General features: G+C 65.5%; 18 protein-coding genes and 1 pseudogene. 17 read left to right on the plus strand and 2 right to left on the minus strand.

Annotation, left to right across the window (positions count from 1 at the left end; genetic code table 11):
• The 3 genes from truB to pnp all read left to right on the plus strand — a co-directional run bounded on the left by truB (position 1) and on the right by pnp (position 4,065).
• Complete coding sequence (truB, locus tag CH339_RS15135; protein WP_111435202.1) at positions 1 to 1,011, plus strand: tRNA pseudouridine(55) synthase TruB; 1,011 nt, start codon at positions 1 to 3, stop codon at positions 1,009 to 1,011.
• Positions 1,012 to 1,409: 398 nt separating this feature from the next.
• On the plus strand, positions 1,410 to 1,679 hold the full coding sequence (gene rpsO, locus CH339_RS15140; RefSeq protein ID WP_111435203.1) for a 30S ribosomal protein S15: 270 nt from the start codon (positions 1,410 to 1,412) through the stop codon (positions 1,677 to 1,679).
• A gap of 262 nt (positions 1,680 to 1,941) precedes the next feature.
• Positions 1,942 to 4,065, plus strand: a complete 2,124-nt coding sequence (gene pnp, locus CH339_RS15145; RefSeq protein WP_111435204.1) for a polyribonucleotide nucleotidyltransferase — start codon at positions 1,942 to 1,944, stop codon at positions 4,063 to 4,065.
• 368 nt (positions 4,066 to 4,433) lie between these two features.
• Here pnp and CH339_RS15150 read toward each other — a convergent pair whose 3' ends face one another.
• Together CH339_RS15150 and CH339_RS15155 are read right to left on the minus strand one after the other, a co-directional pair.
• Positions 4,434 to 5,303 carry a prephenate dehydratase gene (locus CH339_RS15150; RefSeq protein WP_111435205.1) on the minus strand — a complete coding sequence of 290 codons (870 nt, stop codon included), beginning with the start codon at positions 5,301 to 5,303 and terminating at the stop codon, positions 4,434 to 4,436.
• A 30-nt stretch (positions 5,304 to 5,333) separates the two neighbouring features.
• Entirely contained in the window at positions 5,334 to 6,065 is a 732-nt protein-coding gene (locus CH339_RS15155; protein ID WP_111435206.1) for a 3-deoxy-manno-octulosonate cytidylyltransferase, read from the minus strand.
• Between the two features lie 206 nt (positions 6,066 to 6,271).
• Between CH339_RS15155 and CH339_RS15160 the strand changes: the two genes are divergently transcribed.
• The 14 genes and pseudogenes from CH339_RS15160 (at position 6,272) to odhB (ending at position 25,610) form a co-directional block, all read left to right on the plus strand.
• Positions 6,272 to 7,072, plus strand: a complete 801-nt coding sequence (locus CH339_RS15160; protein ID WP_111435207.1) for a c-type cytochrome — start codon at positions 6,272 to 6,274, stop codon at positions 7,070 to 7,072.
• A 236-nt stretch (positions 7,073 to 7,308) separates the two neighbouring features.
• Positions 7,309 to 9,195 carry an extracellular solute-binding protein gene (locus CH339_RS15165; protein ID WP_111435208.1) on the plus strand — a complete coding sequence of 629 codons (1,887 nt, stop codon included), beginning with the start codon at positions 7,309 to 7,311 and terminating at the stop codon, positions 9,193 to 9,195.
• 8 nt (positions 9,196 to 9,203) lie between these two features.
• The gene (locus CH339_RS15170; RefSeq protein WP_111435209.1) at positions 9,204 to 11,087 is read left to right on the plus strand and encodes an extracellular solute-binding protein; all 1,884 of its coding nucleotides are present in this window, start codon (positions 9,204 to 9,206) and stop codon (positions 11,085 to 11,087) included.
• A 36-nt stretch (positions 11,088 to 11,123) separates the two neighbouring features.
• Positions 11,124 to 12,236 carry a microcin C ABC transporter permease YejB gene (locus CH339_RS15175; protein WP_111435210.1) on the plus strand — a complete coding sequence of 371 codons (1,113 nt, stop codon included), beginning with the start codon at positions 11,124 to 11,126 and terminating at the stop codon, positions 12,234 to 12,236.
• Positions 12,237 to 12,241: 5 nt separating this feature from the next.
• Positions 12,242 to 13,393 carry an ABC transporter permease gene (locus CH339_RS15180; protein ID WP_111435211.1) on the plus strand — a complete coding sequence of 384 codons (1,152 nt, stop codon included), beginning with the start codon at positions 12,242 to 12,244 and terminating at the stop codon, positions 13,391 to 13,393.
• A gap of 10 nt (positions 13,394 to 13,403) precedes the next feature.
• Positions 13,404 to 15,035: an ABC transporter ATP-binding protein gene (locus tag CH339_RS15185; protein WP_111435212.1), complete on the plus strand. Its 1,632-nt coding sequence runs from the start codon at positions 13,404 to 13,406 to the stop codon at positions 15,033 to 15,035.
• A gap of 9 nt (positions 15,036 to 15,044) precedes the next feature.
• Positions 15,045 to 15,818, plus strand: a complete 774-nt coding sequence (locus tag CH339_RS15190) for a molybdopterin-synthase adenylyltransferase MoeB (RefSeq protein ID WP_111435213.1) — start codon at positions 15,045 to 15,047, stop codon at positions 15,816 to 15,818.
• Between the two features lie 248 nt (positions 15,819 to 16,066).
• Positions 16,067 to 16,384: a hypothetical protein gene (locus CH339_RS15195; protein ID WP_146610194.1), complete on the plus strand. Its 318-nt coding sequence runs from the start codon at positions 16,067 to 16,069 to the stop codon at positions 16,382 to 16,384.
• 215 nt (positions 16,385 to 16,599) lie between these two features.
• The gene (gene zapE / locus CH339_RS15200) at positions 16,600 to 17,757 is read left to right on the plus strand and encodes a cell division protein ZapE (protein ID WP_111435215.1); all 1,158 of its coding nucleotides are present in this window, start codon (positions 16,600 to 16,602) and stop codon (positions 17,755 to 17,757) included.
• Positions 17,758 to 17,982: 225 nt separating this feature from the next.
• Positions 17,983 to 18,945 carry a malate dehydrogenase gene (gene mdh, locus CH339_RS15205; RefSeq protein WP_111435216.1) on the plus strand — a complete coding sequence of 321 codons (963 nt, stop codon included), beginning with the start codon at positions 17,983 to 17,985 and terminating at the stop codon, positions 18,943 to 18,945.
• A 45-nt stretch (positions 18,946 to 18,990) separates the two neighbouring features.
• Positions 18,991 to 20,196, plus strand: a pseudogene (gene sucC / locus CH339_RS15210) (ADP-forming succinate--CoA ligase subunit beta); the annotation flags it as partial.
• On the plus strand, positions 20,196 to 21,101 hold the full coding sequence (gene sucD / locus CH339_RS15215; protein WP_111435218.1) for a succinate--CoA ligase subunit alpha: 906 nt from the start codon (positions 20,196 to 20,198) through the stop codon (positions 21,099 to 21,101). The pseudogene sucC and the gene sucD, both read left to right, overlap by 1 nt.
• A gap of 192 nt (positions 21,102 to 21,293) precedes the next feature.
• Positions 21,294 to 24,275, plus strand: a complete 2,982-nt coding sequence (locus tag CH339_RS15220; protein ID WP_111435219.1) for a 2-oxoglutarate dehydrogenase E1 component — start codon at positions 21,294 to 21,296, stop codon at positions 24,273 to 24,275.
• Positions 24,276 to 24,335: 60 nt separating this feature from the next.
• A complete protein-coding gene (odhB, locus tag CH339_RS15225) occupies positions 24,336 to 25,610 on the plus strand; it encodes a 2-oxoglutarate dehydrogenase complex dihydrolipoyllysine-residue succinyltransferase (RefSeq protein ID WP_111435220.1) in 1,275 nt (424 codons plus the stop codon).
• Positions 25,611 to 25,649: the final 39 nt, after the last annotated feature.

Raw genomic sequence — 25,649 nt, forward strand, 5'->3', positions numbered from 1 at the left:
ATGGCACGGGGCAAGAAGAAACGCAACAAGGTCGACGGCTGGCTGATCCTCGACAAGCCGGTGGGCCTCTCGTCCACCCAGGCGCTCGGCCGGGTGAAATGGTTCCTCAATCCGCAAAAGGCCGGCCACGCCGGCACCCTCGACCCGCTCGCCAGCGGCCTGCTGCCGCTTGCCTTCGGCGAGGCGACGAAGACGGTGCCCTATGTCATGGACGGGCGGAAGGTCTATCGCTTCACCGTGCGCTGGGGCGTGGAGACCGACACCGACGACACCGAAGGCGCGGTGATCGCCACCTCCGACGTTTTGCCCGATGCGGACGATATCCGCGCCGTGCTGCCGGAATTTACCGGTGAGATCCTGCAGACCCCGCCGAAATTCTCCGCCATCAAGGTCGACGGCGCCCGCGCCTACGATCTCGCCAGAGCCGGCGAGGAGGTCGAGCTTGAGGCCCGTCCGATCGAGATCCACCGCCTCGACCTGGTCGAGATGCCGGATGCCGAGACCACCGTCTTCGAGGCCGAATGCGGCAAGGGCACCTATGTCAGGGCGCTCGCCCGCGATATCGGCCGGCGCCTCGGCACCCACGGCCATGTCTGCGCGTTGCGCCGGGTCCTCGTCGGCCCGTTCGACGAGGAGGACATGGTGACCCTCGACGAGCTTGAGGAGATCGCCGCCGAAGCCCGCGAGGAGTTGGCCGCCGAAGCCGGCGATGCCATCGAAGTGGCTGATGAAGAAGCGGACGGCGAGGCGCCGAAACGGCCTGCGCCGCTCGACCCGGACGTGTTCGAGGAGGTGATGCTGCCGGTGGAAACGGCGCTCGCCGACCTGCCCGAGCTCGCCGTCGACACCAATGCGGCGGCGCGCCTGCGCCGCGGCCAGGGCGTCATCCTGCGCGGCCGCGACGCGCCGGTCGCCGGCTGCGAGGTCTTTGCCACTTGCCGCGGCCAGCTCGTCGCCCTTGGCCAGGTCGAGCGCGGCGAGTTGCGGCCGATCCGGGTGTTCAACCTCTAAGAACAGATGCGGACGGCCCGGCAACCGCCGTCGGCGCTCTCCCGATTGCCCGCAACCCGGCCTTAACCCTGACCTTGCGGCCGGTCGCGCGGCAAAGAAAACGCTGGCCTTTGTCGGTGTTTTCCGTTAGGCAGTCGCTGCGGCACCGTTGCGGTTGATATCGAACGGCGCCGCCGAACGATCCCGGTCGACCTGACCACGCTGGACGACATCCCGGCCTGGCCCGACGACCCTGGGGTCAATGCCCATCCGATCCATTGACGATCCCTCCGGCGCCGCTTGCCGCCGCCGTTTTCGGTATCGTTTTTGGGAAGCCTCGGATGGCGCGGCCCGCAATGCGCCGGGAAAGGCGTTTGTGCGGGCGTTCATGTAGCTCAAGACCGATTTGGAGGTACCCGATGTCGATTACTGCCGAGCGCAAGCAGGAGCTTGTTACCGAATTCGCGACCAAGGACGGAGACACCGGTTCCCCGGAAGTCCAGGTCGCCATCCTGACCGAGCGCATTGTCAACCTGACCGGCCATTTCAAGGTCCACGGCAAGGACAACCATTCCCGCCGCGGCCTCCTGAAGCTGGTCAGCCAGCGGCGCCGTCTTCTCGACTATCTGAAGAAGAAGGACAACGCCCGCTACCGGGCGCTGATCGAGCGTCTCGGACTGCGCCGCTAGTATAGCTTTGGCGCAAATCGTATCGGCGCGCCGCATCCGGCCGGGTCCTTCGGGATCGCCGCCCGCGCGCCGATACAAAAGTCCCGTGGCGGGATGGGCCCGCCATGGAATCTTGCACGGAACGCAAGGCAAGCCATGGGGCAGGATAGCCAGACGCTTTTCCGACGATCCGGCAGCGGCCGGACCGGGAGAGCGCCTCGCCGTCTTGCCCGTGGTGCGTCGTGCCCCGTGACCGCACGCATGTATGCACGAAAGGACAACCATGTTTGACATTCAACGCGTAGAGATCGATTGGGGCGGACGCCCGCTGACCCTGGAGACGGGCCGCGTCGCCCGCCAGGCCCACGGCTCCGTCGTCGCCACCTACGGCGAGACCACGGTGATGGCCACCGTCGTCTCCGAGGACCAGCCGCGCGCCGGCATCGATTTCTTCCCGCTCACCGTCCACTACCAGGAAAAGACCTTTGCCGCCGGCAAGATCCCGGGCGGCTTCTTCAAGCGCGAAGGCCGGCCGACCGAGAAGGAGGTGCTGACCTCCCGCCTCATCGACCGTCCGATCCGCCCGCTCTTTGCCCCCGGCTTCAAGTGCGAGACCCAGGTCATCGCCACCGTTCTGTCGCACGACCTTGAGAACGATCCCGACATCGTCGCCATGGTCGCCGCCTCCGCGGCGCTGACCCTTTCCGGCGTGCCCTTCATGGGTCCGATCGGCGGCGCCCGCGTCGGCCTCATCAACGGCGAGTACGTCCTCAACCCGCAGCTCGACGAGATGCCGGAGACCAAGCTCGACCTCATCGTCGCCGGTACCGGCGATGCCGTGCTGATGGTCGAGTCCGAGGCCCATGAGCTCGACGAAGAGACCATGCTGAAGGCCGTCATGTTCGGCCACAAGGGCTTCCAGCCGGTCATCGACGGCATCATCAAGCTGGCCGAGAAGGCCGCCAAGGAGCCGCGCGCCCTCGACCTGCCGGACAACTCCGAGCTTTACGCCAAGGTCAAGGGCCTGGCCGGCGAAGCGATTGCCGCCGCCTACCAGATCCGCGAGAAGACCGAGCGCCACGCCGCCATTTCCGCCGCCAAGGACAAGGCCGGCGAGACCCTCTTCGCCGATCCGGACAGCGCACCTGCGCCGGAACTGGTCAAGGAGATGTTCAAGAAGCTGGAGAAGGAGATCGTCCGCGGACGTATCCTCGACAGCGGCGACCGCATCGACGGCCGCGACCTGAAGACCGTGCGCCAGATCGTGTCGGAAGTCGGCATGCTGCCGCGCACCCACGGCTCGGCGCTGTTCACTCGCGGCGAGACCCAGGCCCTTGTGGTCGCCACGCTGGGCACCGGCGAGGACGAGCAGTTCATCGATGCGCTTGAAGGGACCTACAAGGAAAACTTCATGCTGCATTACAACTTCCCGCCGTTCTCGGTCGGCGAGACCGGCCGCATCGGCTCGCCGGGACGGCGCGAGATCGGCCACGGCAAGCTGGCCTGGCGGGCGCTGCGCCCGGCGCTGCCGCCGCACCATGAGTTCCCCTACACCATCCGCCTCGTCTCGGAGATCACCGAGTCCAACGGCTCCTCGTCGATGGCCACCGTCTGCGGCTCGTCGCTGGCGCTGATGGATGCGGGCGTGCCGCTGCGCCGCCCGGTCGCCGGCATCGCCATGGGCCTGATCAAGGAAGACGACCGCTTCGCGGTGCTGTCCGACATCCTCGGCGACGAGGACCATCTCGGCGACATGGATTTCAAGGTCGCCGGCACCTCGGAAGGCATCACCTCGCTGCAGATGGACATCAAGATCACCGGCATCACCGAGGAGATTATGAAGATCGCCCTCGACCAGGCCAAGGACGCCCGGGTTCACATCCTCGGCAAGATGGCCGAGGCGATCGGCGAGGCCCGTCCGGAGCTCGGCGAATACGCCCCGCGCATCGAGGTCATCCAGATCCCGACCGACAAGATCCGCGACGTCATCGGCACCGGCGGCAAGGTGATCCGCGAGATCGTCGAGAAGACCGGCGCCAAGATCAACGTCGAGGACGACGGCACCGTCAAGGTCGCCTCCTCCGACGGCAAGGCGATCACCGCCGCGCTCAACTGGATCAAGTCGATCACGGCCGAGCCGGAAGTCGGCGAGATCTACGAGGGCACGGTCGTCAAGACGGTCGACTTCGGCGCCTTCGTCAACTTCTTCGGCGCCCGCGACGGCCTGGTGCACATTTCCCAGCTCGCCCCGCAGCGGGTCGGCAAGACCACCGACATCGTCAAGGAAGGCGACAAGGTCTGGGTCAAGCTGCTCGGCTTCGACGACCGCGGCAAGGTCCGCCTGTCGATGAAGATCGTCGACCAGGAAACCGGCAAGGAAATCTCCGAGGAATCCGCCGACGCGTAAGGCGCGCGGCCTCTCCGACGGATTTGGAAAGGGCGGTCCTCAGGGCCGCCCTTTTTGCTTTTGGTTATAGCGACACGAGAGCATGGCGATCTGAGCGTCCGCCGTACTGGATTGCTTCGCTGCGCTCGCAATGACGATTTTCTCAACGTTTACAACGTCATTGCGAGGAGGCCGCAAGGCCGACGCGGCAATCCAGACTGTGACCCTCGACTCGCACCGGGATGACGGCTGAGTGTGATGCTGGGACAATCGAGCCCAACGGGCTCGCAAGGCCGACCGGCCGCCGGCGCCTATGCGCCGCCCTCGCGGAGGCCAGCGAGCGTAAGCGAGCGCTCGGCCGTGAGCGCCAAAAACTGCCGCGAAAACCCCTATTCCCGCTCCATCCGCCGGAACGGGTGCGCCGGGTAGACGCCGAGGATCTTCAGGTGGCTTGAGAAGAACTGCGCCTCCTCCAGCGCCAGGGCGACGCTGCGCTCGTCGGGGTGGCCCTCGATGTCGGCATAAAATTGTGTCGCGTTGAAGGTGCCGCCGACCATGTAGCTTTCCAGCTTGACCATGTTGACGCCGTTGGTGGCAAAGCCGCCCATCGCCTTGTAGAGCGCGGCCGGCACGTTGCGGACCCGGAAGAAGAAGGTGGTGATGGCCGGCCCGTTGAGCGAATCGGCTTCGATCTTCTGGCGCGACAGCACGAGGAAGCGCGTGGTGTTGTGCTCGGCGTCCTCGATGTTGCGGGCAACGATGTCGAGCCCGTATTCCGCTGCCGCCAGTTCCGAGCCGATGGCGCCTTCGGTGGGATCGCCCTGTTCCGCGATCAGCGCCGCCGAGCCCGCCGTGTCGGCATGGATCATCGCCTTCAGCCCGTGCTGCTTGATGAACTTGCGGCACTGGCCGAGCGCCACGGTGTGGCTGTGCACGGCCTTCAGGCCTTCCAGCGTTGCGCCCTTCGGCGCCATCAGTTGCAGCCGGATGCGCAGGAAGTGCTCGCCGATGATGTAGAGGCCCGATTCCGGCAGGAGATGGTGGACGTCGGCGACCCGGCCGTAGAGCGAGTTGTCGACCGGGATCATCGCCCGCTTCGCGGTGCCCTGCTTGACCGCCTGGAACGCATCCTCGAACGTGGCGCAGGGCAACACCTGCATGCCCGGAAACACCTCCTCGCACGCCTGGTTGGAAAAGGCGCCGAGTTCGCCCTGGAAGGCGATGCAATCGTTACTGTCGAGGATGGCGTCGTTGGTCATGTCGAGGCTTTCGTTGCGGGAGAGGGGCCGTCAGGCGAGCGCGGCGCGGGCGCGCTCCAGGTCGGCCGGAGTATCTACGCCGAGCGGCACCGTATCGACAAGGGCAACGTCGATCCGCATGCCGTCTTCCAGCGCCCGGAGCTGTTCCAGCTTCTCGCGCTTTTCCAGCGTGCTCTGCGGCAGCGAGACGAACCGCTCCAGCGCCGCCCGCCGGTAGGTGTAGAGGCCGATATGGTGGTAGAGCGGACCGTTGCCGTGGGGCGCGGTGGCGCGCGTGAAGTAGAGCGCCCGCATGCGCCCGGGCGCGACTTCCGTGCCGACCATCTTGACGACGTTCGGATTGGTGCGCTCCTCGGCCACGGTGATTTCGGTGGCCAGCGTCGCGATATCGACCTCAGGCGTTTCCAGCGGCTGGAAGCAGGCCCGGATCGCCTCCGGCTCGATGGTCGGAAGGTCGCCCTGGACGTTGACGATAACGGAATGCCGGCCGTCCGGATCGACCTTGCCGATCGCCTCGAAGATGCGGTCGGAGCCGGACTGGTGGGCGGGATCGGTCAGCACCGCCTCGCCGCCGGCTGCCGCGACCGCCTCGGCAATGCGGGCGTCGTCGCAGGCAACGACCACCGGGCCGATCTCCGCCTCCATCGCCCGGCGCCAGACCTGGACGATCATCGGCTGGCCGGCGATCTCGGCAAGCGGTTTGCCCGGCAGCCGCGTGGAACTCATGCGGGCCGGAACGAGGACGAGCGCGGATGCAGACATTAAATAATCCGAATATGTTGTTTTTGCGTGACAGTCCCGCCGTTTATACTATGGACAAGCTTCGGGCAAAGCCTGTAGTTTCCGGCTGCGCAAAAACGCGTACCGCCACGCCATCGCCTGACCGAAGGCCGCGTAAAACAAATAAGTGACGCTAGGGGAAACAGTAGCGGTCGACCTCAACGGCCGCCGACTGGAGCGAAGAATTCATGGACTCATTCACAATCAACAAGGTCATCGGCAGCCTGCTGGCGACGCTGTTCGTGCTGTTCGGACTGTCGTTCATCGCCGAGTTTATCTTCCACGAGCCGGCGCCGGAAACGCCCGGCTACGCCATCGCGGTGCCGGAGCCGAGCGATACGCCTGCCGCGCCGGCCGAGGAAGCGCCGAAGGCGGATGTGCTGGCGATGATCGCCGACGCCGATCCGGCCGCCGGCGAGAAGGTCGCAAAGAAATGCGCGGCCTGCCACACCTTCGATGAGGGCGGCGACAACAAGGTCGGTCCGAACCTCTACGGCATCGTCGGGCGCAAGCCCGGCTCCCATGAGGGCTTTTCGTATTCCAACGCCGTCCACGATTTCGGCGCGGAGCACGACTGGACCTATGCCAACCTCAATGCCTATCTGCACAATCCGAAGGAAGCCGTGCCCGGCAACAAGATGTCCTTTGCCGGCCTGAAAAAGCCGGAGGACCGGGCGGATATCCTCGCCTATCTGCGCACGCTGGCGGCGACGCCGGCGCCGCTGCCTGAGGCGGCTTCGGCGGAAGAAACCCCGGCCGAAGAGCCCGCTGCCGAGGATGCCGCGAGCAGCGAGGGCGCGTCCGGGACCCCGGCAGAAGAGCCGGCCGCCGCAGAGAGTTCCGACGCTCCGGCTGAGCAGCCAGCGGCCGAGGAAAGCTCCGGCAATGCGCCGGCGGAGGAGGCTGCGCCCGCAGAAAGCTCCCCGGATAACTCCGGAGAGACGTCCGGGGACGGCGATGCCCCGGCTGCGCAAGAAAAGACCGAATAAGCCGGGCGCCCTTTCAAAAGATCGATCGAAGGCCGGGCCTTGTGCCCGGCCTTTCGCATTTGCCGGCCCGAATCGGCGTGCGGACGCCGCCGCGATGGGCTGAAGGCGCCCGTTTCGCCTTAATTTTTCGTCATTTTGCGATTTCCCGGTGTCCTTTGGCGGAACCGGTTTCTATCTTAGCTTTCAGATTCCGACCCTTTGGGTCGTTCAAGCCATTGGAAGGACCGGGTGCATTCATGACGTTGTCACGGGCTCTCACTGCCGCTCTCGTCGGGTTTCTCGCGATCGGGGCGGCGACCGCCCCTGCCGACATCGCCCATGCCGACGACGCCCATGCCGACGGGGCCCCGCCCTGGCGTCACGCAACGGCACTGATCGGGGAGCCGAAGCGGCCCGAAGGCTTCAAGCAGTTCGACTACGTCAATCCCGATGCGCCGAAGGGCGGCCTCGTGCGGCTCTCCTCGACCGGCTCCTTCGACAGCTTCAATCCGATCCTCGCCAAGGGCGATGCCGCCCCCGGCATCCTGCTGATCTACGAATCCCTTGCCGCGACCGCCCTCGACGAGGCCGACACCTCGACCATGTACGGCCAGATCGCCGAGGCGCTGCAATATCCGGATGATTATGCCTGGGTGAAATACCGCCTGCGCCCCGAGGCGCGCTGGCACGACGGCACGCCGATCACGCCTGAGGACGTGGTCTGGAGCTTTGAAAAGACGGTCGAGCTGAACCCGACCCAGCGCTTCTACTACAGCCACATCGAAAAGGCCGAGGTCAGCGGCGAACACGAGGTGACCTTCACCTTCGACCAGACCGGCAACCGCGAACTGCCGCACATCGTCGGCCAGCTCAACGTTTTGCCGAAGCACTGGTGGACGGGCAAGGACGCCAATGGCAACACGCGCGATATCGGCAGCACCACCCTGGAGCCGCCGCTCGGCTCGGGTCCCTACAAGATCGCCAAGTTCACCGCCGGGCGCTCGATCACCTATGAGCGCGTCGACGACTACTGGGGCAAGGACCTGCCCTTCGGCATCGGCCAGAACAATTTCGACGAGATCCGCTACGAGGTGTTCCTCGACCGCACCGTTCTCTTGGAAGCCTTCAAGGGCGACCAGTACGACTGGCGCAGCGAGAATTCGGCAAAGTCCTGGGCCACCGGCTACGATTTCCCGGCCGTGCGCGACGGCCGCGTCGTGCTGGAGAAATTCCCGGACAAGGCCAGCGGCATCATGCAGGCCTTCGTCCCGAATCTGAGGCTGGAAAAATTCGCCGACTGGCGGGTGCGCCGCGCCCTCAATCTGGCCTGGGACTTCGAGACCGCGAACAGGACCCTTTTCTATAACGAGTACAAGCGCATCCAATCCTATTTCGCCGGCACCGAGCTGGCCTCGTCCGGCGTGCCGGAGGGCCGCGAGCTGGAAATCCTGGAAGAGGTGCGCGGCAAGGTGCCGGACGAGCTCTTCACCGAGCCCTACAGCAATCCGGTGGCCGGCGATCCGACCAAGCTGCGCCAGAACCTGCGCGAGGCCCTGAGGCTCCTGAAGGAAGCCGGCTGGGAGTTCAAGGGCCGCCAGCTCGTCAACGCCGCGACCGGCGAGCCCTTCACCATCGAATATCTGGGCATCGATCCGGATTTCGAACGCATCGTCCTGCCCTACGCCCAGAACCTGAAGAAGATCGGCATCGAGCTGAAGATGCGCGTCGTCGACACCTCGCAATACATCAACCGGCTGCGCTCCTTCGATTTCGAGATGATCACCTTCTCCTGGCCGGAGAGCCTGTCGCCCGGCAACGAGCAGCGCGACTTCTGGGGCTCCGAGGCGGCCGGCAACCCGGCCTCGCGCAACTTCGCCGGCATCAGGGACGAGGCCGTCGACAGCATGATCGAGCGGGTCATCTTCGCCAAGGATCGCAAGGATCTCATCGCCGCCACCCACGCGCTGGACCGCGTGCTCCTGTGGAACAACTTCATGACGCCGCAATTCTATGTCGACTACGACCGCACCGCCCGCTGGGACCGCTTCGGCCGGCCGGAAAAGCTTCCCGAATTCACCCACGGCTTTCCGACCATCTGGTGGTACGACGAGGAAAAGGCCGAAAAGACGGGCAAGCCCTCGTGAGTGGCGACATGACGACCCGCGCCATGCCCGGCATCGACCGTCGCACGCTGATGAAGCTGACGGCGGGCTCGGCCGTCGCCGCCCTCATACCGGCCGGCGCGCGCGCCGCCGCGGGGATCGAGGCAACCGGCCTGCACGGCCTCTCGGTCTTCGGCGATCTTTCCTATCCGCCGGACTTCACCCATTTCGCCTATGTCCGCCCGGATGCGCCGAAGGGCGGCCGGATGAGCTTCCGCCCGCCGGACTGGGCCTACAACCAGAACCCCCAGACCTTCAACACGCTGCATTCCTTCGTGCTGAAAGGCGATGCGCCGCCGCGCATGGAGATGACCTTCACACGGCTGATGACGCGCGCCTGGGACGAGCCGGACGCGGTCTATGGCGAGCTTGCCGAGATCGTCGACATCCTGGAGGACGGCAATCTCTACCGCTTCCATCTCCGGCCGACTGCCGTTCACCATGACGGCACGCCGATCACGGCGGAGGACGTCGCCTTTTCCCTCACCATCCTGAAGGAGAAGGGCCATCCGCTGGTCAGTCAGACCATCGAAGAGATGGCGGGCGTCGAGGCCGAGGACGAGCGCACGGCCCTTGTCCGCTTTTCCGGCAAACAGACCCGCAAGCTGCCGCTGATCGTCGCCGATCTGCCGATCTTCTCCAAGGCCTGGTGGGACGGCCGCGATTTTTCGGCATCCACCCTTGAGGTGCCGCTCGGCTGCGGACCCTACAAGGTCGGCAACTTCCAGGCCGGCCGCTATATCGAATATGAGCGGGTCAGGGACTGGTGGGGCAACGAGGTCCCCTCGGCGGTCGGCCGCAACAATTTCGACCGCATCCGCGTCGACTTCTACCGCGACCGCACCGTCGCCTTCGAGGCCTTCAAGAAGGGCAACACGCGCATCTTCGAGACCTTCGTCGCCAAGACCTGGGCGACCGGGTTCGATTTCCCGGCCTTCCACGAGAAAAAGGTCGTCAAGAAGGAGTTCCCGGACTTTAGGCCCGCCGGGGCGCAGGGCTGGTTCTTCAACACAAGGCGCGCAAAATTCGCCGATCCGCGCACCCGTGAGGCGATCGGACTCGCCTTCGATTTCGAATGGACCAACACCAATCTCTTCTATGGCAGCTATGTGCGCACCGAGTCCTTCTTCGAGAACTCGCCGATGAAGGCGGAAGGGGCCCCGTCTGCCGATGAACTGGGACTTCTGGAGCCGTTTCGCGACAGCCTGCCGGAAGAGGTCTTCGGCGAGCCGTGGACGCCGCCGGTCTCCGACGGCTCCGGTCGCGACCGCTCGCAGCTGCGCCGCGCCGTTCAGCTCCTGACCGAGGCCGGCTGGACCCGCCGCGACGGCGCCCTGGTCGACAAGGGCGGCAATGCGCTCACCATCGAGTTCATGACCAACGCGCCGACCTTCGAGCGCGTGCTGCAGCCCTATTTGGACAACCTGCGCCTCATCGGCGTTCCGGCCTCGATCCGCCTCGTCGATGCGGCCCAGTACCAGGCCCGGCTCGACGGTTTCGATTTCGACGCGGTCGGCCGGCGCTTCGCCCTCGATGCTACGCCCGGCGAGGGCATCCGCCAGCTCTGGTCGTCGCGCTCGGCCGGCATCGACGGCTCCAACAACCTTGCCGGCATCCGCGAGCCGGCGATCGATGCGCTGGTGGAAAAGCTGATCCACGCCAAGAACCGCGAGGCGATGACCGTCGTGGGCCGCGCCCTCGACCGGGTCTTGCGCGCCGGCCGCTACTGGGTGCCGAACTGGTACAAGCCCGTCCACACCATCGCGCTGTGGGACGAATATGGCTGGCCGGAAACCAAACCGCGCTACGAGTTTCCCGTTGAGACCACCTGGTGGTACGACGAGGAAAAGGCCGCAAGGCTTGATTCGCAATAAAGATCACCGCTCTGGACACGGACGAACGGCAACTTCATGGGCGCCTATATCCTCCGCCGACTGCTGTTGATGATCCCGACCATCCTCGGGATCATGCTGGTCAGCTTCCTCGTCATCCAGTTTGCCCCCGGTGGCCCGGTGGAAAAGGTCATCGCCCAGCTCACCGGCACCGACGTCTCCGCCACGGCCCGCATCGGCGGCGGCGAGGGCGGCGATTTCGGCGGGGCCCAGCCCGGCTCGCAATCGGGCGGCGAGGCGGTGACGTCCAAATATCGCGGCGCCCAGGGGCTCGATCCGGAATTCATCAAGGAGCTGGAAAAGCAGTTCGGCTTCGACAAGCCGGCCTATGAGCGCTTCGGCCTGATGATCTGGAACTACGCCCGCTTCGATTTCGGTGAGAGCTATTTCCGCGACATCTCCGTCATCGACCTGATCCTGGAAAAGATGCCCGTCTCCATCTCCCTCGGGCTGTGGATGACGCTGCTCTCCTACTCGATTTCCATACCGCTCGGCATCGCCAAGGCGGTGCGTGACGGCACCAAGTTCGACATCTGGACGAGCGCCGTCGTCATCGTCGGCTACGCCATCCCCGGCTTTCTCTTTGCCGTGCTCCTGATCGTGCTGTTTGCCGGCGGCTCCTTCTTCGACTGGTTCCCCTTGCGCGGGCTCACATCGGAGAACTGGTCGGACATGAGCTGGCCGGCGCGCATCGTCGACTATTTCTGGCACCTCGTCCTGCCGCTGACGGCTCTGGCGCTGTCGGCCTTTGCAACGACGACGCTTTTGACCAAGAACTCCTTCCTCGACGAGATCCGCAAGCAATACGTCATGACGGCCCGCGCCAAGGGCCTGACGGAACGCCAGGTGCTCTACGGCCATGTGTTCCGCAACGCCATGCTGATCGTCATCGCCGGCTTCCCGGGCGCCTTCATCAGCGCGTTTTTTGCCGGCTCGCTCCTCATCGAGACCATCTTTTCGCTCGACGGCCTCGGGCTCCTCGGCTTTGAATCCGTGATCAACCGCGACTATCCGATCGTCTTTGCCACGCTCTACATCTTCTCCCTGCTCGGCCTGGTGGTGAACCTCCTCACCGACCTCATCTACACGGTCATCGATCCGAGGATCGATTTCGAAAGCCGGGAGGTCTGAGCGCGATGGACGCGACAAGCCTCAAGGAGACCGCCCCCGCTGCGGAGGTAAAAAAGAGCCGCTTTCAGCTCTCGCCGCTGAATGCGCGGCGCTGGTCCAACTTCAAGGCCCACAAGCGGGGCTACTGGTCGCTCTGGATCTTTCTCGTCCTCTTCGTCCTGACGCTGCTCGCGGAGTTCCTCGCCAACGACCGCCCGCTCCTTGCCTATTACAAGGGCGAGGTCCTGAGCCCGGTGCTGATCGACTATCCGGAGGAAAAGTTCGGCGGCTTTTACGCCATCACCGACTACCGCGATCCGTTCATCCAGGACGAGATCAACACCAATGGCTGGATGCTCTGGCCGCTGATCCGTTACTCCTACCGCACGGTGAACAACGAGATCCCGGTGCCCGCGCCCTCGCCGCCGGCGATCTTCCTCGACCGCAAGGAGCTTTGCCAGAAATATCCCAAGGGCGTCGAGGACCCCAACTGCACCTTCGGCAACTTCAACTGGGCCGGCACCGACGACCAGGGACGCGATGTGGTCGCCCGGCTTATCTACGGTTTCCGGATTTCGGTTCTGTTCGGCCTGGTTTTGACCATCTGCTCCTCGGTGATCGGCGTCGCCGCCGGCGCCGTCCAGGGCTATTTCGGCGGCTGGACCGACCTTTTGTTCCAGCGCTTCATCGAGATATGGACGTCCATCCCGTCCCTTTACCTGCTGCTGATTATCTCCAGCGTGCTGGTGCCGAGCTTCTGGGTGCTGCTCGGGATCCTGCTCTTGTTCTCCTGGGTGGCGCTGGTCGGCGTCGTCAGGGCGGAATTCCTGCGCGGCCGTAATTTCGAATACATCAACGCGGCCCGGGCGCTGGGCGTCTCCAACGCGACCATAATGTGGCGCCACCTGCTGCCCAATGCCATGGTCGCGACGCTGACCTTCATGCCGTTCATCCTCAACGGCTCGATCACCACGCTGACCTCGCTCGACTTCCTCGGCTTCGGCCTGCCGCCCGGCTCGCCCTCGCTCGGCGAACTGCTCGCCCAGGGCAAGCGCAACATCGAGGCCCCCTGGCTCGGGCTGATGGGCTTTTTCGTGATATCCTTGATGCTGTCGCTCCTCATCTTCGTCGGCGAAGCCGTCCGCGACGCCTTCGATCCGCGCAAGACGTTCGTTTGAGGAGGACGGCATGACCAAAGACCCCCTCCTTTCCATCCAGGACCTCTCGGTCAACTTCTCCCAGTCCGGCCGGGTGACCGAGGCCGTCAGGCACGTCTCCTTCGACATCGCCAAGGGCGAGACGGTGGCGCTGGTCGGCGAATCCGGCTCCGGCAAGTCGGTGACGGCGCTCTCCATCCTGAAGCTCTTGCCCTATCCCTCCGCCTCGCATCCGACCGGAAAAATCCTGTTTCGCGGCGAGGACATCCTCGACAACGACGAGCGGGATCTGAGGCGCGTGCGCGGCGACGACATCGCGATGATCTTCCAGGAGCCGATGACCTCGCTCAACCCGCTGCACACGGTGGAGCGCCAGGTCGGCGAGATCCTGAAGGTCCATCGCGGCATGAGCGACAGGGCCGCCCGCGAGCGGGTGCTGGAACTCCTCCACCAGGTCCGCATCAAGGACCCGGAATCCCGCCTCGGTGCCTATCCGCACCAGCTCTCCGGCGGCCAGCGCCAGCGCGTCATGATCGCCATGGCGCTCGCCAACGAGCCGGACCTCCTGATCGCCGATGAGCCGACGACGGCCCTCGACGTCACCGTGCAGGCGGAGATCCTCGTGCTCCTGAAGGAGCTGCAGGAAAGCCGCGGCATGGCGATGCTGTTCATCACCCACGACCTCGGCATCGTCCGCAAGGTCTCGGACCGGGTCTGCGTCATGACCGGCGGCGAGATCGTCGAGGAGAACGCGGTCGAGGAAATCTTCCAGCGCCCGCAGCACTCCTACACGAAACACCTGCTCGCCGCCGAGCCGAAGGGCCGCCCGCCGGCCCGCAATGAGGCCGCGCCGATCGTCGTCGAAGCCGACGACGTCAAGGTCTGGTTCCCGATCCGGCGCGGCCTGATGCGCAAGACCGTCGGCCACATCAAGGCCGTCGACGGCATCGATCTGACCGTCCGCGAGGGCCAGACGCTCGGCGTCGTCGGCGAATCCGGCTCCGGCAAGACGACGCTCGGCCTGGCGCTGCTGCGCCTTATTTCGTCGCAAGGCCGGGTCGTCTTCCTCGGCCGCGACATCCAGGGCTGGAACTGGAAGAAGATGAGGCCCTTGAGGCGCGACATGCAGATCGTCTTCCAGGACCCCTACGGCTCGCTCAGCCCGCGACTGCCCGTCGGCGACATCGTTGCCGAAGGCCTTGCCATCCACGCGCCGCACCTCTCCGCCGGCGAACGCGACGCCAAGGTGGCCAAGGTGCTGGAAGAGGTCGGCCTCGACCCGGCGACCCGAAACCGCTATCCGCACGAATTCTCCGGCGGCCAGCGCCAGCGCATCTCGATCGCAAGGGCGATGGTGCTGGAGCCGAAATTCGTCATGCTCGACGAGCCGACCTCGGCACTCGACATGAGCGTCCAGGCCCAGGTCGTCGACCTGTTGCGCACGCTCCAGGAGCGCCACAGCCTCGCCTATCTGTTCATTTCCCACGATCTGAAGGTGGTCCGGGCGCTCGCCAATGACGTTATCGTCATGCGCGCCGGCGAAGTCGTGGAATCGGGCCCGGCCGAGGAGATTTTCGACCGGCCGCAAACCGACTATACCAAGACGCTGATGGCCGCCGCCTTCCACCTGGAAACGGCCGACGGCCGCGTACATGTGGAGTAGGCGTCGCAAATGACCTTTTCCAAGGAAGAGTTGGAGCGCTACGCGCGCCATATCGTGCTGGCCGATGTCGGCGGGCCGGGCCAGCAGAAGCTCGCCGCCGCCAGGGTGCTGGTGGTCGGTGCCGGCGGCCTCGGCGCCCCGGTGCTGGTCTATCTGGCGGCCGCCGGGATCGGCACGCTCGGAACGGTCGACGACGACGTGGTCTCGCTCTCCAACCTGCAGCGCCAGGTGATCCACGACACCGACGCCGTCGGCATGAAAAAGGTGGAAAGCGCCGAGCGCTCGCTCCGACGCATCAATCCCAATGTGGCGGTCGAAGCCCATCCGGTGCGCCTTGAGGACGGCAACGCCGACGAGATCATCGGCGCCTACGACATCGTCGTCGACGGCACCGACAACTTCGCCACCCGCTACCGCCTCGCCGACCGCTGCGAAGCGCTGGAAAAGCCCTTGGTGACGGCCGCCGTCGGCACCTTCGACGGCTCCATCACCACGCTCGTGCCATTCAGGGAAGGCCCTGACGGCCGCAAGAACCCGCGTTACCGCGACCTCTTCCCCGCGCCGCCGCCGGACGGCCTGCTGCCGACCTGCGCCGAGGCCGGCGTCCTCGGCGCGCTCACCGGCGTCATCGGATCGATGCAGGCGCTGGAAGTCATCAAGCTGATTGCCGGCGTCGGCGAGCCGCTGATCGGCAAGCTGCTCCTGTTCGATGCCCGCTCCATGCGCTTCGAGACCATCGACTATGCCCGTGCGCCCGAGCGGGCCGGCGCCTCCTCCCGGTAAGCCGGAGAGGTGCGGCCGGCTGGCCTTCCGGCCATTTCCGACGGCGTGGCAATCCCCGTCCGTATAAACATTATCCTTACGTCCACGGAATTTCTTTTGCCGCTTTTAAGGTCTCGTTAACCGAACGCCCGCCAACATGGTCCATCGGCCTCGCACAGGGTCCGGCAAAATCCCGCCTCCTCCCAGGCAAGGATGGATCGCCGACCCAGGGTTGACGGCGAGGCGACATGCGAACCGAGGAGACCGCCATGCTTTTCAAACTGGCGAACCGGTTCGGCATCTGCGCGCTCGCTGCCGCGTTTGTATCTCTGTCTTCGGCGGCCATCGCTCAAGGTGTCGTTCCCTGCGGCGACCGCGAAACGGTCGTTGGAATGCTGGCCAAGCGCTACCAGGAAACGCCGCGCGCCATGGGCCTTGCCTCGCGCTCCGGCGTCATGGAGATCTACGTCTCCAAGACCGGGTCCTGGACGGTGCTGATGACCAATACGTCAGGTCGCACCTGCATGATCGCCGTCGGCGAGAACTGGGAAGACCTGAAGCGCATCAGCCTCGATCCGGCCGCCTAAGCGAAAGGGCCGCGACGTCACGCCGCCGGTCGCAAAAGCGGTAAGCTCGATGCCGGTCGGGCCGCGACGAATAGCGGCCATGCGGGTGCGCGTCTTGCATGGCGCCGGCAAAGGGTCTATCGGTGCAGGCAGCGTCGCGGCCTCTCCCGGCCGCGCCGTGCCCGCCATGACGCCGATACCCGGAGCCTGTTACGGTGAGTGAAGGCCTGCCGCTTATGCCGACCGTGGCCGAGCGCTACGATGCGCTCGTGCGGGCCGGTGAAATCGAGCGCGACGCGGCCCAGGCCGCCCTCGTCGCCCGTTTCGACAAACTCTGCGAGGACCTCGCCGAGAGCCGCCTTGCCACCAAGAAGAGCGCGCTCGGCTGGCTGTTCGGCCGCACCGCGCCGAAGGCGTCCACGGTGCACGGGGTTTACGTATGGGGAAAGGTCGGGCGCGGCAAGACCATGCTCATGGACCTGCTGTTCGATCTGGCTCCGGTCAAGCGCAAGCGGCGCAGCCATTTCCACGAATTCATGGCCGACATCCACGAGCGCGTCCATGCCTTCCGCAAGAAGGTCAAGGACGGCACGGTCAAGGACGCCGACCCGATCCCGCCGATCGCCGACGCCCTTGCCGAAGACACGCGGCTGCTGTGTTTCGACGAGTTCTCCGTCACCGACATCGCCGACGCGATGATCCTGCGCCGGCTCTTCACCGAGCTGTTCGAGCGCGGCGTCATCGTCGTCGCCACCTCCAACGTCGATCCCGACGACCTCTACAAGGACGGCCTCAACCGGCAGTTCTTCGAGCCCTTCATCCCGCTCCTGAAGGAGCATGTGGACGTTGTCCGGCTCGATTCCCGCACCGACTACCGGCTGGAGATGATGTCCGGCGAGCCGATCTACTTCACGCCGCTCGGCGAGGAGGCGGATGCCGCCATGGACCATATGTGGCAGCGCCTGTCCGGCGGCGGCCACGAACGGGCCGAGCGGCTGGAGATCAAGGGCCGCTGGATCGACGTGCCGCGGGTCTCCCACGGCATCGCCCGCATCCCCTTCGCCGATCTCTGCGAACGGCCGCTCGGCGCCGCCGACTACCTGCGGCTCGCCCACGCCTACCACACGCTGTTCCTTGAGAACGTTCCGGTGCTGCCGGCGGCTAAGCGCAACGAGGCCAAGCGCTTCATCATGCTGATCGACGCGCTCTACGACGCGCGCGTCAAGCTTGTGGTCTCCGCCGCGGCGGAGCCGACCGAGCTCTACCGCGCGGCCACCGGCACGGAAGCCTTCGAGTTCGACCGCACCGTCTCGCGCCTCATCGAGATGCGCTCGGCCGACTATATCGCGCTGCCGCACAGCACCGTCGAAGAGCCGGCCGACGCCGCTTCCTGATACGGAAGGCCGCGCTCCCGACCCTGCGCCCGCCCGCCGCCGCGCCCGTTCTAAAAATAAGAAAAACGGAATATTCATCGAATGGACATGGAACCGCCGCCGGCCCATGATTCTTTCGTTATTTTGCCGCGTCTTCACTTGAACCGACTGCCCATTCGGAGTAGGGACACCTGAAGAGTGAAAGTTCTCGCTATATCTACTTTACGTAAAGGGAAGCAAACGACAATGGCGCGCAACAAGATTGCTCTCATCGGTTCGGGCATGATCGGCGGAACGCTGGCCCACCTCGCCGGGCTCAAGGATCTGGGCGACGTCGTCCTGTTCGACATCGCCGAGGGAATGCCCCAGGGCAAGGCCCTCGACCTCGCCGAATCCTCCCCCGTCGAAGGCTTCGACGCCGCGCTTTCGGGCACCCAGGATTATTCCGGGATCGCCGGCGCCGACGTCGTCATCGTCACCGCCGGCGTGCCGCGCAAGCCCGGCATGAGCCGCGACGATCTCCTCGGAATTAACCTCAAGGTCATGGCCTCGGTCGGCGCCGGCATCAAGGAGCACGCTCCGGACGCCTTCGTCGTCTGCATCACCAACCCGCTCGACGCCATGGTCTGGGCGCTGCAGAAGTTCTCCGGCCTGCCCAAGAACATGGTCGTCGGCATGGCCGGCGTGCTGGACTCTGCCCGCTTCCGCTACTTCCTCGCCGAGGAGTTCGGCGTCTCGGTGGAAGACGTCACCGCCTTCGTGCTCGGCGGCCACGGCGACACCATGGTGCCGCTGCCGCGCTACTCCACCGTTGCCGGCATCCCGCTGCCGGACCTCATCAAGATGGGCTGGACCACCGAGGAGAAGCTGGAAGAGATCGTCCAGCGCACCCGCGACGGCGGCGCTGAGATCGTCGGCCTTCTGAAGACCGGCTCGGCCTTCTATGCCCCGGCCGCGTCGGGCATCGCCATGGCCGAAGCTTACCTTAAGGACAAGAAGCGCGTCCTGCCCTGCGCCGCCTATTGCAGCGGCCAGTACGGCGTCGACGGCGTCTATGTCGGCGTGCCGATCGTCATCGGCGCCGGCGGCGTCGAAAAGATCGTCGAGATCGAGCTTCAGGGCGCCGAGCAGGAAGGCTTCGACAAGTCGGTCAACGCGGTGAAGGGCCTGATCGAGGCCTGCCAGCAGATCGAGCCGTCGCTCGCCTGACGGGTTTTTCGTAAATAAAGAGAACACACTTCCGCAAGAGGGAGCGAACGGATGAATATCCACGAATACCAGGCCAAGGCCCTGTTGAAGGGGTTTGGGGCGCCGGTGGCAAGCGGCGTGCCGATCTTTACGCCCGGTGAGGCGGAGGCCGCCGCCAAGACGCTGGGCGGCCCGCTCTGGGTGGTGAAGAGCCAGATCCACGCCGGCGGCCGCGGCAAGGGCAAGTTCAAGGAAGCCACCGCCGGCGACAAGGGCGGTGTGCGCCTCGCCAAGTCGGTCGAGGAGGTCAGGGAATTCGCCGGCCAGATGCTCGGCGCGACGCTGGTGACCAAGCAGACCGGCCCGGCCGGCAAGGTCGTCAACCGCCTCTATATCGAGGACGGCGCCGACATCGCCACCGAGCTCTACCTGTCGCTGCTCGTCGACCGCACCGTCGGCCGCGTTGCCTTCGTCGCCTCGACGGAAGGCGGCATGGACATCGAGACCGTCGCGGAAGAAACCCCGGACAAGATCCACACCATCCCGATCGACCCGCAAGCCGGCGTCACCGACGCCGATGCCGAAAAGGTCGCCGACGCACTCGGCCTCGAGGGCGTCGCCAAGGATGAGGGCAAGGAGCTTGCCGGCATCCTCTACAAGGCCTTCACCGAGAAGGACATGAGCCTTCTGGAGATCAACCCGCTGATCGTCATGAAGGACGGCCATGTGCGGGTGCTCGACGCCAAGGTCTCCTTCGACGGCAACGCGCTGTTCCGCCATGACGACGTCATGGAGCTGCGCGACCTCACCGAGGAGGACGACAAGGAGATCGAGGCCTCCAAGCACGATCTCGCCTATGTCGCCCTTGAGGGCAATATCGGCTGCATGGTCAACGGCGCCGGCCTTGCCATGGCGACCATGGACATCATCAAGCTCTACGGCGCCGAGCCGGCGAACTTCCTCGATGTCGGCGGCGGCGCCTCGGCCGAAAAGGTCACCGCGGCCTTCAAGATCATCACCGCCGATCCCAACGTGAAGGGCATCCTCGTCAACATCTTCGGCGGCATCATGCGCTGCGACGTGATCGCCGAGGGCGTCATCAAGGCGGTCAAGGAAGTCGGCCTCAAGGTGCCGCTGGTTGTGCGCCTGGAAGGCACCAACGTGGAAAAGGGCAAGGAGATCCTCAACGGCTCCGGCCTCGACGTCATCGCCGCCGACGACCTCGACGACGCGGCAAAGAAAATCGTCAAAGCCGTGGAGGGGACTGCGTAATGTCCATTCTCGTCGACAAGAACACCAAGGTCCTGGTCCAGGGCCTGACCGGCAAGACCGGCACCTTCCACACCGAGCAGGCGCTTGCCTATTACGGCACCCAGATGGTCGGCGGCATCCACCCCAAGAAGGGTGGCCAGACCTGGGGCGGCGTAGAGGGCGGCGCCGAGCTGCCGATCTTCGCCTCCGTTGCCGAGGGCAAGGAGGCGACCGGCGCCAACGCCTCGGTCGTCTACGTCCCGCCGGCAGGCGCCGGCGCCGCGATCATCGAGGCCATCGAGGCGGAAATCCCGCTCATCGTCTGCATCACCGAGGGCATCCCGGTGATGGACATGGTCAAGGTCAAGGCGCGGCTCGACAAGTCCAGCTCGCGGCTCCTCGGCCCGAACTGCCCGGGCGTCCTGACGCCGGAAGAGTGCAAGATCGGCATCATGCCGGGCTCGATCTTCAAGAAGGGCAATGTCGGCATCGTCTCGCGCTCCGGCACGCTGACCTACGAGGCGGTGTTCCAGACCACCAATGAGGGCCTCGGCCAGACCACGGCCGTCGGCATCGGCGGCGACCCGGTCAAGGGCACCGAGTTCATCGACATGCTGGAGATGTTCCTCGCCGACGAGGCGACCGAATCCATCGTCATGATCGGCGAGATCGGCGGCTCGGCCGAAGAGGACGCCGCCCAGTTCATCGCCGACGAGGCCAAGAAGGGCCGCAAGAAGCCGATGGTCGGCTTCATCGCCGGCCGCACGGCGCCCCCGGGCCGCACCATGGGCCATGCCGGCGCCGTCATTTCCGGCGGCAAGGGCGGTGCGGAAGACAAGATCGCGGCAATGGAGGCGGCCGGCATCCGCGTCTCCCCGTCGCCCGCCCAGCTCGGCACGACGCTGGTCGAGCTCTTGAAAGGCTAAAAAAAACAACGCGCCGGGCTTTTTCAAAAGAAAAGCCCGGCCATATACCAAATGTCTAGGATTGTTCCAGGAAACTGCCGGACCGCCATCTGGTCCGGAGCGGACGTCCGGGGCAGGAGGCAACTCAAGGAGGGAGACGCGGCATGGGGCCGCGTCATCTAGCATACGGAGCGGGCACTCCCCGCATCAGCCATGGCACGCCAGGACGCGAACAAGGCCTTCGCACAGACGTCGTTTCTCTATGGCGGCAACGCCGCCTATCTGGAAGATCTTTACGCCCGCTATCAGGAAGAGCCCGCAACGCTCGACGATGCCTGGCAGGATTTCTTCGAAGACCTCAAGGACGAGCGCCAGAACGTCCTGAAGGAGGCCAAGGGCGCTTCCTGGAAACGGGGCGACTGGCCGGTGCCGCTGAACGGCGAGCTGGTCTCGGCCCTCGATGGCGACTGGGCGCCGGCCCAGCAACGCATCGAGACCAAGGTCAAGGAAGCGGCGCAGAAACGCGGCGTGGAGCTGAGCGACGCCGACGTCTACCAGACGACGCGCGATTCCATCCGCGCCCTGATGATGATCCGCGCCTACCGCATCCGCGGCCATCTCCACGCCGACCTCGATCCCCTCGGCCTCCAGGTCCGGCCCGACCACGAGGAGCTCGACCCGCGCTCCTACGGGCTGATGGAGGAGGACTGGGACCGTAAGATCTTCCTCGACTACGTGCTCGGCCTGGAGTTCGCCAACGTCCGCGAGATGATGGCGATCCTGAAGCGCACCTACTGCTCGACCTTCGCCGTCGAATTCATGCACATCTCCGTGCCGGAGCAGAAGGGCTGGATCCAGGAGCGCATCGAGGGCCCGGACAAGGGCGTCGCCTTCACCGACATGGGCAAGGTGGCGATCCTCAACAAGCTGATCGAGGCCGAAGGCTTCGAGCGCTTCATCGACGTCAAATACACCGGCACCAAGCGCTTCGGCCTCGACGGCGGCGAATCCGTCGTCCCGGCGCTGGAGCAGATCATTAAGCGCGGCGGCCATCTCGGCGTGCGCGAGATCGTCCTCGGCATGGCCCACCGCGGCCGCCTCAATGTGCTGGCCCAGGTCATGGGCAAGCCGCACCGGGCGATCTTCCACGAGTTCAAGGGCGGCTCGATCCATCCCGACGACGTCGAGGGGTCCGGCGACGTCAAGTACCACCTCGGCGCCTCCTCGGACCGCGAGTTCGACGGCAACCGGGTCCACCTGTCGCTGACCGCCAACCCCTCGCACCTTGAGATCGTCGATCCGGTGGTGCTCGGCAAGGTCCGCGCCAAGCAGGACCAGTACGCCGACCAGCCGCGCGGCGAGACCGTGCCGCTGGAGCAGCGCGCCCGCGTCATGCCGCTCCTCATCCATGGCGATGCGGCCTTCGCCGGTCAGGGCGTGGTGCCGGAATCCCTCGGCCTCTCGGCCCTCAAGGGCCACCGCACCGCCGGCTCGATCCACGTCATCATCAACAACCAGATCGGCTTCACCACCAACCCGCGCTTCTCGCGCTCCTCGCCCTATCCCTCGGACGTGGCGAAGATGGTCGAGGCGCCGATCTTCCACGTCAACGGCGACGATCCGGAGGCGGTCGTCTACGCCGCCAAGGTGGCGACGGAATTCCGCCAGCTCTTCAAGAAGCCGGTCGTCATCGACGTGTTCTGCTATCGCCGGCACGGTCACAACGAGGGCGACGAGCCGTCCTTCACCCAGCCGATCATGTACCAGAAGATCCGCGAGCATCCGCGGACCACGGACATCTATGCCGAAAAGCTGGTCTCCGAAGGCCTCGTCACCCCCGAAGAGGTCGAGGGCATGCGCACCCATTGGCGCGAGCACCTTGACGCCGAGTTCGAGGCCGGCAGCTCCTACAGGCCCAACAAGGCCGACTGGCTCGACGGCCGCTGGACCGGCATCAAGCAGGCCCAGGCGATCGACGATCCGCGCCGCGGCAAGACCGGCGTCGTCAAGGATGAGCTGCGCGAGATCGGCGAGGCGATCACCACCATCCCCGAGGGCTTCAAGGCCCATCGCACCATCCAGCGGTTCCTGGGCAACCGCCGCAAGGCTCTGGAATCCGGCGAGAACATCGACTGGGCGACGGCCGAGGCCCTGGCCTTTGCCTCGCTCGTCAAGGAAGGCCACCCGGTGCGCCTCTCCGGCCAGGATGTGGAGCGCGGCACCTTCTCCCAACGCCATTCGGTGATCTACGACCAGGAGACCGAGGAGCGCTACAGCCCGCTGTCCGCCTTCGACGAGGGCGGCGCCCGCTACGAGGTCATCAACTCGATGCTTTCTGAGGAGGCGGTGCTCGGCTTCGAATACGGCTACTCGCTGGCCGAGCCGAATGCGCTCGCCCTGTGGGAGGCCCAGTTCGGCGACTTCGCCAACGGCGCCCAGGTCGTCATCGACCAGTTCCTGTCGTCGGGCGAGCGCAAATGGCTGCGCATGTCGGGCCTCACCCTGCTGTTGCCGCACGGCTACGAGGGCCAGGGTCCGGAGCATTCGTCGGCCCGCCTGGAGCGCTATCTGCAGCTTTGCGCGGAAGACAACATGCAGGTCGCCGCCTGCACCACGCCGGCCAACTACTTCCACATCCTGCGCCGCCAGCTCAATCGCGACTTCCGCAAGCCGCTGGTGCTGATGACGCCGAAGTCGCTGCTGCGCCACAAGCGCTGCGTGTCGCGGCTCGACGAGATGGCCGACGATTCCACCTTCCATCGCTTGCTTTGGGACGACGCCGAGCTGCGTCCGGGCGAGACGGTCAAGCTCGCCGCCGACGACAAGATCCGCCGCGTCGTGCTCTCCTCCGGCAAGGTCTATTACGACCTCTTTGAGGAGCGCGAGCGCCGCGACATCGACGACGTCTACCTGTTGCGCATCGAGCAGCTCTATCCGTTCCCGACCAAGGCGCTGTTGCAGGAGCTGTCCCGCTTCCCGCAGGCCGAGGTGATCTGGTGCCAGGAAGAGCCCAAGAACATGGGCTCCTGGTATTTCATCCAGCCCTATGTGGAATGGGTTTTGAGCCAGATCGATGCCAAGCATCCGCGGCCGCGCTATGTCGGCCGTGCGGCATCCGCTGCGACCGCCACCGGCCTGATGTCCAAGCATCTGGCCCAGCTCCAGGCATTCCTTGACGAGGCTTTTGCGGAATAGCGCGGCAGCCGCTGAATTCTGCCGACGCGACCCTCACCGAAGAAAAGAGACGAGACGAAAATGGCCACCGAAATCCGCGTACCGACCCTCGGCGAATCGGTCACCGAAGCGACCATTGCCCAGTGGTTCAAGAAACCCGGCGACGCGATTTCCGTCGACGAGCCGCTGGTCGAGCTTGAGACCGACAAGGTGACGATCGAGGTGCCGGCGCCGTCCGCCGGCGTCCTCGGCGAGATCCTCGTCACTGACGGCGAGACCGTCGAGGTCGGCGCGCTCCTCGGCACCATCGGCGAGGGCGACGGCGCTGCGGCCAAGGAAAAGCCGGCCGACAAGAAGGCCGAGGCCTCGAAGGCCAAGGAACCGGAAAAGAAGGCCGAGCCTGCCAAGGACGACGGCGAGGATGGCGGCAAGGACGGCACCATGCCGCCGTCGCCGGCCGCCAAGAAGCTGATGGAGGAAAAGGGCCTGTCCGCGTCCGACGTGGAAGGCTCCGGCAAGCGCGGCCAGATCCTGAAGGAAGACGTGCTTGCCGCCGCCGACAAGCCGGCCAAGTCCGCGCCATCGTCGGCGCCGCAGACCAGCGCCCCTGCGCCGCAGCCGGTTTCCCTTCGCGTCACCCCGCCGGAGGACGACGAGGCCCGCGAGGAGCGGGTGCGCATGACCAAGCTGCGCCAGACCATCGCCCGGCGCCTCAAGGACGCCCAGAACACGGCCGCCATGCTGACCACCTTCAACGAGGTCGACATGGCCCCGGTGATGGCGCTCCGCAAGGAATACAAGGACCTCTTTGAGAAGAAGCACGGCGTCAAGCTCGGCTTCATGGGTTTCTTCGTGAAGGCCGTCTGCCATGCCCTGAAGGAGATCCCGGCCGTCAACGGCGAGATCGACGGCACGGATCTGGTCTACAAGAACTACTACCACGTCGGCGTTGCCGTCGGCACGGACAAGGGCCTGGTGGTCCCGGTGGTGCGCGACGCCGACCGGCTGTCGATCGCCGGCATCGAGCAGTCCATCGGCGATTTCGGCCGCCGCGCCAGAGACGGCAAGCTCGGCATCGAGGACATGCAGGGCGGCACCTTCACCATCTCCAATGGCGGCGTCTACGGCTCGCTGATGTCCACCCCGATCCTCAACGCGCCGCAGTCCGGCATCCTCGGCATGCACAAGATCCAGGAGCGGCCGATGGTCGTCGGCGGCCAGGTCGTGGTGCGGCCGATGATGTACCTGGCGCTCTCCTACGACCACCGCATCGTCGACGGCAAGGAAGCCGTCACCTTCCTGGTGCGGGTCAAGGAATCCATCGAGGATCCGCAGCGCCTGATCCTCGACCTCTAGACCCTGCCGGCGCGGCGCGACATTCGCCGCCGCGCCGCC

This window comes from Rhodobium orientis, from assembly GCF_003258835.1.
Lineage (GTDB): Bacteria > Pseudomonadota > Alphaproteobacteria > Rhizobiales > Rhodobiaceae > Rhodobium > Rhodobium orientis.

Coding starts and splice junctions, on each gene's coding strand:
- truB (WP_111435202.1), top strand. CDS start 1: ATGGCACGGGGCAAGAAGAAACGCAACAAGGTCGACGGCTGGCTGATC.
- rpsO (WP_111435203.1), top strand. CDS start 1,410: ATGTCGATTACTGCCGAGCGCAAGCAGGAGCTTGTTACCGAATTCGCG.
- pnp (WP_111435204.1), top strand. CDS start 1,942: ATGTTTGACATTCAACGCGTAGAGATCGATTGGGGCGGACGCCCGCTG.
- CH339_RS15150 (WP_111435205.1), bottom strand. CDS start 5,303: ATGACCAACGACGCCATCCTCGACAGTAACGATTGCATCGCCTTCCAG.
- CH339_RS15155 (WP_111435206.1), bottom strand. CDS start 6,065: ATGTCTGCATCCGCGCTCGTCCTCGTTCCGGCCCGCATGAGTTCCACG.
- CH339_RS15160 (WP_111435207.1), top strand. CDS start 6,272: ATGGACTCATTCACAATCAACAAGGTCATCGGCAGCCTGCTGGCGACG.
- CH339_RS15165 (WP_111435208.1), top strand. CDS start 7,309: ATGACGTTGTCACGGGCTCTCACTGCCGCTCTCGTCGGGTTTCTCGCG.
- CH339_RS15170 (WP_111435209.1), top strand. CDS start 9,204: ATGACGACCCGCGCCATGCCCGGCATCGACCGTCGCACGCTGATGAAG.
- CH339_RS15175 (WP_111435210.1), top strand. CDS start 11,124: ATGGGCGCCTATATCCTCCGCCGACTGCTGTTGATGATCCCGACCATC.
- CH339_RS15180 (WP_111435211.1), top strand. CDS start 12,242: ATGGACGCGACAAGCCTCAAGGAGACCGCCCCCGCTGCGGAGGTAAAA.
- CH339_RS15185 (WP_111435212.1), top strand. CDS start 13,404: ATGACCAAAGACCCCCTCCTTTCCATCCAGGACCTCTCGGTCAACTTC.
- CH339_RS15190 (WP_111435213.1), top strand. CDS start 15,045: ATGACCTTTTCCAAGGAAGAGTTGGAGCGCTACGCGCGCCATATCGTG.
- CH339_RS15195 (WP_146610194.1), top strand. CDS start 16,067: ATGCTTTTCAAACTGGCGAACCGGTTCGGCATCTGCGCGCTCGCTGCC.
- zapE (WP_111435215.1), top strand. CDS start 16,600: ATGCCGACCGTGGCCGAGCGCTACGATGCGCTCGTGCGGGCCGGTGAA.
- mdh (WP_111435216.1), top strand. CDS start 17,983: ATGGCGCGCAACAAGATTGCTCTCATCGGTTCGGGCATGATCGGCGGA.
- sucD (WP_111435218.1), top strand. CDS start 20,196: ATGTCCATTCTCGTCGACAAGAACACCAAGGTCCTGGTCCAGGGCCTG.
- CH339_RS15220 (WP_111435219.1), top strand. CDS start 21,294: ATGGCACGCCAGGACGCGAACAAGGCCTTCGCACAGACGTCGTTTCTC.
- odhB (WP_111435220.1), top strand. CDS start 24,336: ATGGCCACCGAAATCCGCGTACCGACCCTCGGCGAATCGGTCACCGAA.